Origin of the sequence: Mesorhizobium sp. M8A.F.Ca.ET.165.01.1.1, from assembly GCF_004792065.1 — a bacterium.
In the GTDB taxonomy this organism is placed as follows: Bacteria; Pseudomonadota; Alphaproteobacteria; order Rhizobiales; family Rhizobiaceae; genus Mesorhizobium.
Window position 1 is genome coordinate 1 of the sequence record NZ_SRTH01000292.1, and the last position, 228, is coordinate 228.

Genomic DNA, 228 nt, shown 5'->3' on the forward strand with positions numbered 1-228 from the left:
TGATGGTCACCGTCAGGCTGGAGCTCGAAGAGCCGCCATGGTTGTCGGCGTTGGTGTAGGTGAAGACGTCGGTGACGCTGGCACCTTCGGCCAACGCCTGGACCGAGGCCAGGCCATTGTCGAGCGTATAGCTGTAGCTGCCGTCGCTGTTGAGATGCAGCGTGCCATAGGTGCCGACCAGGTCGTTGCCGACATTGCCAGCCGAGCCGTTGACGGCGCTGACGCTGT

At 63.2% G+C, this 228-nt stretch carries 1 protein-coding gene; it reads right to left on the reverse strand.

Annotation, left to right across the window (positions count from 1 at the left end; all coding sequences use genetic code 11):
- The coding region (locus tag EN808_RS36150) for a VCBS domain-containing protein (RefSeq protein ID WP_135918292.1) at window positions 1-228 on the reverse strand (228 nt) is incomplete at both ends.